The 6223-nt window shown below is 57.7% G+C and carries 5 protein-coding genes and 5 pseudogenes; 6 read left to right on the top strand and 4 right to left on the bottom strand.

The window, feature by feature from the left end; genetic code table 11:
• Nucleotides 1-479 precede the first annotated feature (479 nt).
• The gene (gene fabD / locus WS68_RS00170) at nucleotides 480-1385 is read right to left on the bottom strand and encodes an ACP S-malonyltransferase (protein ID WP_197419500.1); all 906 of its coding nucleotides are present in this window, start codon (nucleotides 1383-1385) and stop codon (nucleotides 480-482) included.
• 641 nt (nucleotides 1386-2026) lie between these two features.
• Here fabD and WS68_RS29480 point away from each other — a divergent pair.
• From WS68_RS29480 to tssE, 6 genes and pseudogenes are all read left to right on the top strand, one after another.
• Complete coding sequence (locus tag WS68_RS29480; RefSeq protein ID WP_059568892.1) at nucleotides 2027-2305, top strand: transposase; 279 nt, start codon at nucleotides 2027-2029, stop codon at nucleotides 2303-2305.
• A gap of 29 nt (nucleotides 2306-2334) precedes the next feature.
• Nucleotides 2335-2667 (top strand): annotated as a pseudogene (locus tag WS68_RS29475) (integrase core domain-containing protein); the annotation flags it as partial.
• A gap of 60 nt (nucleotides 2668-2727) precedes the next feature.
• A pseudogene (locus tag WS68_RS29470) lies at nucleotides 2728-3019 on the top strand (AAA family ATPase); the annotation flags it as partial.
• A pseudogene (locus tag WS68_RS29465) lies at nucleotides 3010-3162 on the top strand (IS3 family transposase); the annotation flags it as partial. The pseudogenes WS68_RS29470 and WS68_RS29465, both read left to right, overlap by 10 nt.
• A gap of 35 nt (nucleotides 3163-3197) precedes the next feature.
• A pseudogene (locus WS68_RS00150) lies at nucleotides 3198-3791 on the top strand (AAA family ATPase); the annotation flags it as partial.
• A 43-nt stretch (nucleotides 3792-3834) separates the two neighbouring features.
• Entirely contained in the window at nucleotides 3835-4263 is a 429-nt protein-coding gene (tssE, locus tag WS68_RS00145) for a type VI secretion system baseplate subunit TssE (protein ID WP_059568888.1), read from the top strand.
• Between the two features lie 207 nt (nucleotides 4264-4470).
• Here the strand turns inward: tssE and WS68_RS00140 are convergent, their stop codons facing one another.
• The 3 genes and pseudogenes from WS68_RS00140 to WS68_RS28165 form a co-directional block, all read right to left on the bottom strand.
• Complete coding sequence (locus WS68_RS00140; RefSeq protein WP_059568887.1) at nucleotides 4471-5100, bottom strand: hypothetical protein; 630 nt, start codon at nucleotides 5098-5100, stop codon at nucleotides 4471-4473.
• A gap of 438 nt (nucleotides 5101-5538) precedes the next feature.
• Complete coding sequence (locus WS68_RS29460; protein ID WP_442857137.1) at nucleotides 5539-5700, bottom strand: transposase; 162 nt, start codon at nucleotides 5698-5700, stop codon at nucleotides 5539-5541.
• Between the two features lie 354 nt (nucleotides 5701-6054).
• Nucleotides 6055-6223, bottom strand: a pseudogene (locus WS68_RS28165) (IS481 family transposase); the annotation flags it as partial.

Here is a 6223-nt window from a genome sequence, read left to right as displayed (position 1 = left end):
CAATCGCCCGGCGATGGACTGAACGCCCGAATACATGGATCGACGATGCCGCGTCTGATCGCCGGTTAATGCCTGGCGCGATGCGCCGTTAGGAAAAGCGCTCATGACATGCTTCCCAGATTTCGGCCGCCTCCCTGACTGACGAAACAGACAAGCCGAAGCGCTTGGCCCGCCATGGCGGATAAAGAGCAAGACGCCCGCTCTTTTCCTTGCTCAACGTTTCGTGCGTTGGCGTCACTGGGCGCCGCGCACCGATGGCATATCGAGCATCTGCTTCTCCGCAGATCCCGGCTGACACTGCGAACTAACCACCTCACATCGAAAATCATTGAGTCTCTCCTTGTTACTCCGACATCAATGCTGGTGTGCAAAGAACGGCTTGGCTGCTGCGCGCGCAGACCAGCACTGGGTTTCGCGCGAAACCCAGCCTTTGCCTTGCGGCGCTGTCCGGCGCCGCCCTCAAGTGAGCGTTCTGCCAGCTATGCGGTGTCTGCCGCGACGGAATCGGCTGGCTCAGGAGCAATCGACATCGGCTGCGCCTTGATCGCGTCCGTGAGTCTCGTCAGCACCGCGCCCGGGCCGATCTGTTCGATCTGCAGGCAGCCGCGAGCCAGCAGCCACGATACCGTCTCGTACCATTTGACCGGACTCGAAATCTGCCGGCTCAACAGTTCGGCATACCCTTCACGCGGATACGGACGCGCGGTCACGTTCGCGATCACGTCCGTCGTGAGGGGCTTCAGCGTAAAGCCGGACAGGTAAGTATGGAATTCGCGCTCGATGTCACGCATATAGCGCGAGTGGAATGCCGCACTAACGTTCAGCGGTACGAATGTTGCACCCGCCCCATCGAATAGCGCGGCCGTATCGGGCGCGTGAATCTCGTCATGCAGACCAGACAGGACGATTTGCTTGCCCGAATTGATGTTGGCAAGATCGATCGATTCGAGGTTCGCATCGCGCAAACGCTCACGAATCGCATCGGAACTCATTCCAATAACCGCCGCCATCGCGCCCTTCGGCGCCCGACTCATCAGTTCGCCGCGATGTTTGACAAGCCGCAGACCCGTCGCAAAATCGAACGCGCCGGCCGCGAACAGTGCGCAGTATTCACCGAGCGAATGGCCGGCAAGCCAAGCCACACGCACTGGATTGACGCGGCGCAGCCGTTCGAGGTACATCAGTGCGCCGATCGTATATAGCGCGGGCTGCGTATATTCGGTCAGGGACAGCACGCCGCGCGGATCGTCCATGCATAACGATCGGATCGAATACCCGAGGATCTCGTCCGCTTGCGCGACGTACTGCGGAAACGCATCGAGGACACCAGCGCCCATCCCTTTGAACTGGGAGCCTTGACCAGGAAAAACGTAGGCAATGTTCATTCTGTAACAGCCTCGTCTGTTCAGTCGCGACAAGATGCGCGCAAGCAGGTCGAACTGCCATGACATGCCGGCGGCCAACTTAAACGACCAATAAATAAAACTGCTTGGCGGATGGCACACCGCCTTTCTTTGATCATTTTCTACTATTTACCCCCTCATCCTGGCTCATATTTGGCTGCATATTTCACAATAAGAAAAATCACCATCATGATATAAAGATGAAAAATTTCATAAATTAATTCAATGCCAACTCAAACTAAATGAGAAAATTTTTACACTTTCACACCTCGATTTCGTACCGTGAAAATGAATCAAAACATCTGCATCAAACTATGCGCCGCGAAGCTTCCATCAATCAGGCCCCAAAAAATAAACAAAACAACCGATTTTTAATATCTTCATTTTTCCATGAATTCTACAAACAAATATAACTTTCACCTTGAAATAAATGCGACATTATTGTTATAAAACACGGCATTTTTAATATGAAATCTGGTTAGTAACATCACGGCGATCACCCGCATCCGCCTGCGAGTTCAAGGCCTGGAGAACGGGTGGCTTGATCTGCTCTAGAAATCCTGGGCACAAATGAATGCGAGTGTTTCGGAGGCAATTTTCCCAATAGGAACGGGAGGTTGGCGATGAAGCGCAGGCAATGCTCGGTGGAGCAGATCGTGGCCGCGCTCAAGCAGGCTGAGCTGGGCATGCCGGTGACGGATCTGGTTAGGCAGCTTGGGATATCGGAGCAGACGTATTACCGGTGGAAGAAGCAGTACGCGAGCCTGGAATCGAACCAGGCCCGCGAACTGAAGCAACGCCAGGACGAGAACGAGCGGCTCAGGAAGCGGGTCGCGAAATTGAGTCTGGACAAGGCCATCCTGCAGGATATCGCCACCAACAAATGGCCGCGCCCGCGCTGAAGAGACAGACAGTGAGCTACATCGTGGATCGCCTACTGGACATGTGGGCCTACCATTACAAGGTGCAGATCGACTTCAGCCGGCCAGGCAAGCCGACCGACAACAGCTTCATCGAGACATTCAACGGCTCGTTCAGGGACGAATGCCTGAACCTGCATTGGTTCGAATCGTTGGCCGAGCGCTTCATCAAAACGATGAAGCGTGATTACGTATCGTGAATGTCCAAGCCCGACGCCAGAACGGCGCTGCAGAACTTAACCGTTGCCTTCGACCACTACAACGAGTCGCATCCGCACAGCGCCCTGAAATACCGCTCGCCGCGCGAGTTTCGCCAGCAAGCAAATTCTCCAACCTTAGCGTGACCGCGGGTCCGGTATGCAGGGGCAAGTCCAGCTTCTGCACCCCATCGCAGTTGCTACAGGACGGGCGTGCCGGTCGGCCACCTCGTCGAGAACGAATTGCAGAGCCTGCTCACGCTCGAGGCGCAGCTCGCCCAGCGCGTGGTGGCGCAGGACAATGCGCTCGCCGCGCTGGCCGAGAGTCTGCGCACCGCGAAGGCGGGCCTGAAAAGCGAGCACGCGCCGCTCGGCGTGTTCCTGCTCGCCGGACCGTCCGGTGTCGGGAAGACGGAAACAGCACTCGCGCTGGCCGATCTGCTGTTTGGCGGCGAAGCGGCGCTCACGACGATCAATATGTCGGAGTATCAGGAATCCGTTGAACTGGCAACGCTGCAGTGGGTGGCCTGGTTCAATCATCATCGGTTGATGGAACCCCTCGGCTATATCCCGCCCGCCGAAGCTGAGGCAAACTACTATCGGCAACTTGAAACAGCTGCCGCTGAACCCCCATCAACTTAAACCAACCAGCCTCCACGATTCCCGGGGCGGTTCACGTCGTGTTGCTCGACGAGATCGAGAAGGCGCATCGCGACGTGCTCGACCTCTTTTACCAGGTGTTCGATCGCGGCACGATGCGCGACGGCGAGGGGCGCGAGATCGACTTCCGCCACTGCGTGATCCTGATGACGTCCAATCTGGGCAGTACGCAGATCGACGAAGCGGTTTTAGACAATCCCGAGATCGCGCAGACCGCACTGCTCGACGCGATTCACCCGCAGCTCGTCACGCACTTCCAGTCGGCGCTGCTCGCGCGCTTCCAGACGCTGGTCTACCGGCCGCTCGATGCGGCCGCGCTCGCGTCGATCGTTCACTTGAAACTTGACAAGGTCGCGGATCGCCTGCGCCGGCAACACGATGTCGAACTGACGTGCGACGCGTCGCTGATCGGCGCGATGGCCGAGCTGTGTCTTTCTCACGAATCCGGCGCGCGCAACGTCGATGCGTTTCTCAATCAATGCATCCTGCCGACCGTGTCGCGCGAGTTGCTGGCGCGCATGGCCAGCGGCGCGGCGCCCGCGAGGATCGCGCTGTCGAGTTCGGCCGAGGGCGAGCTGACGATCGAGTTCGTCGATCGCGACGAAGCGGCGGGCGTGGCCGCGCACGGTGCCCGGCACGTAACGGGAGCGACTGATGCCGGGACCGTCGCTCTACGACATGCTGCTGGGCCACATCGGTGGTGAACCCATCCACGCGTATGACGACCGCACGCTCGAGTGCCTGAGCGTGCAACAGAATGTCCAACGCATTCTGAACACGCGCGCCGGCGCGCTTAAACACCTCCCCGACTACGGCCTGCCGGACCTGACGAACATCTATAAGGCGCTGCCAGCCTCCGCCCAGGTGCTGAAGGCGCAGATGGAGGCGACGCTGCTCGAGTACGAGCCGCGCATCCGCTCGATCGACGTCGAGATTCTGGAGAACGACGATCCCGGTGTGCTGGTGAGCTTCGAGATGACCTGTCAGCTGAAGACGGCGGGCCTCGTGCGGTTCGGCACGTACTTCGAGCCGCCGGGCCGCATGCGGGTGGAGCGCAGGCAGCAGGCGAAACCCGGCGGGTGACAAGTGGTCGGGGCGCATGCGGCGGCGTTGTAGCTTTCCCCAACTGAACTGTAATAATAGGTCGAACCGCCCCCTCCTCGATCTGTCCCTCCGCGCAGCCGTTTCCACTATCTCCTCCGGCAGAAACGGCCGATCACCATCATTCGGAACCACTGATCACGTTCGCCGAAATACGCTTGCATGCGATTCTCTGCAACGAAAAGAACGTCATTTGCCGGCCATGCGATGCGGATTCAGAAAAGCGAGGGGCCCATCTATTGGAAAAAACAGACCGTCGTCTGTCCTCGTGCCATCGATTAGCTCGCCGTTCTGAATTAGCTGGATATCAATCGCGCAATCGACATAGAAGCCTTCGTTCTCCAGTTCGCGCTCGCGCGGTGACCGCAGCTCTTCGGCATCGTGATTTTCCAAACCGACAAACTGGCCACTGGCAAGGAACAAACCGGTCCATTCCAGCTTTCGAGCATCGGCAGTCGTCACCATCACACGACGCTGCAATGTCCCGCTCTTCACTGCCAGTTGAATCGGCGAAACACCGAATATGGATTCAAGGATCGGGTCGCGCTCGATGAGGTAATGGAATGCCTCAGACCCCGGCTCTGCATTGAACTGATCGACAAGCTTCGTCGCATGCTCGATCAGTTCCTCTAGGAGACCGTTTTGGAGATCGACCGCACGTTGCGTCTCGGCATCCCGATGAAATAGCGCGTCAGGATTTGCCTCGATTTTGTCATCCATCAACGCTTGCCGGGCCGCGTAGACCTTGTAAAAACGCTGACGCCGCTGGCGTAAATCAGCGCGCGTGGCTTCTATATTTGGGAAATTGATCGTCATCATAGACCCTTTTAGCTGCCAACATCGAAATAGTATAAATGGCGGCACCCGCCCTCTCCTTACTGCCGCCGAATAATCTAATGTGTGAACTCGGAACGCCCGTCACGCAGGGCTTCACCCCGTTGTACACGTGCGTTACAGCGCGCCGCTGCAACGACGCTGCGTCTTGCGATTCAATGCGGAGTCTCGATCGCGCGGGCCACAACATCGGCCGACGCGCTCGTCGGGTGAGCAACGAAGACGCCCGCGAGATCTGCACGATGTCGGGCCTGAGCGTACACGATGAGCTGTCAGCGAATTTGGTCGAGCACACCACGGCGACGTTTCGTTACGCGTATCGGATTTCATTCCGGATCTTCTCATCGGCACGCGAGCGTTCGCAGGGCTATGGACCGCGTTGTCGTCGCTGCGATTTGAGGGAGAACGGTAATGAGTAAGTGTTCACGAGAAATTGACTTGAAATTTACTGCCGTAGCCGGACAAGAGGTCGGCCAGTTCTGCGTCGATGGTGTCGCCGGTCCAGTTGACGAAGCGACGCCAGTGATATTTGAAGTGCTTCCAGACGATCTCGATCATGTCCAGTTCGGGGCTGTAGGGCGGCAGAAAGAACAGGAGTGCTTTGTGTTCTCTGAACCAGCGGTCTCAAGTTTCCTCGCTGATGCTGTGATGAATTGCCGCGTTGTCGAGCACGATGACAGTGGGTCGGCTGTCGTCTTGCCGAATCAGCACATCGAGGAACTGCTCGATATCGGAGCCTTTGATGCAGTGTGCATGCGCGGCGCGAATCAGACGGTTCTGCCCGTAGGCGCCGAGCACGGAGCGTCGGCAGTGGCTGTTTGGTTCGACACAATGGCGGAACCTGTCCGCATTTTTGTGGGCGAGGCGGTTGAACAGCACGTTATCTGTATTAGCCGGGACTTGATCTGACAGGTAGTCGGGCCGACAAAGTACGAGTCGTCAATGGGGGATGAGTTTCTCCTTGGCGAGATCGAGCGAATCGAGGAAAGTGCGCATCGGCGTCTTGCCGTAACACCAGCGCCCCTGATGCTCTCGTTCATTGTTGTACTGGTCGAGCCACGCATCAAGGTCCGTCTGCAAGGTGGCGATCGAGTCGTAGATCTTCTTG

The organism is Burkholderia sp. TSV86 (genome assembly GCF_001522865.1).
Taxonomy (GTDB): Bacteria; Pseudomonadota; Gammaproteobacteria; order Burkholderiales; family Burkholderiaceae; genus Burkholderia.
The sequence above is the reverse complement of the archived record's forward strand: the minus strand, read 5'-3'. Positions and strand labels throughout refer to the sequence as shown.

Coding starts and splice junctions, on each gene's coding strand:
- fabD (WP_197419500.1), bottom strand. CDS start 1,385: ATGAACATTGCCTACGTTTTTCCTGGTCAAGGCTCCCAGTTCAAAGGG.
- WS68_RS29480 (WP_059568892.1), top strand. CDS start 2,027: ATGAAGCGCAGGCAATGCTCGGTGGAGCAGATCGTGGCCGCGCTCAAG.
- tssE (WP_059568888.1), top strand. CDS start 3,835: ATGCCGGGACCGTCGCTCTACGACATGCTGCTGGGCCACATCGGTGGT.
- WS68_RS00140 (WP_059568887.1), bottom strand. CDS start 5,100: ATGATGACGATCAATTTCCCAAATATAGAAGCCACGCGCGCTGATTTA.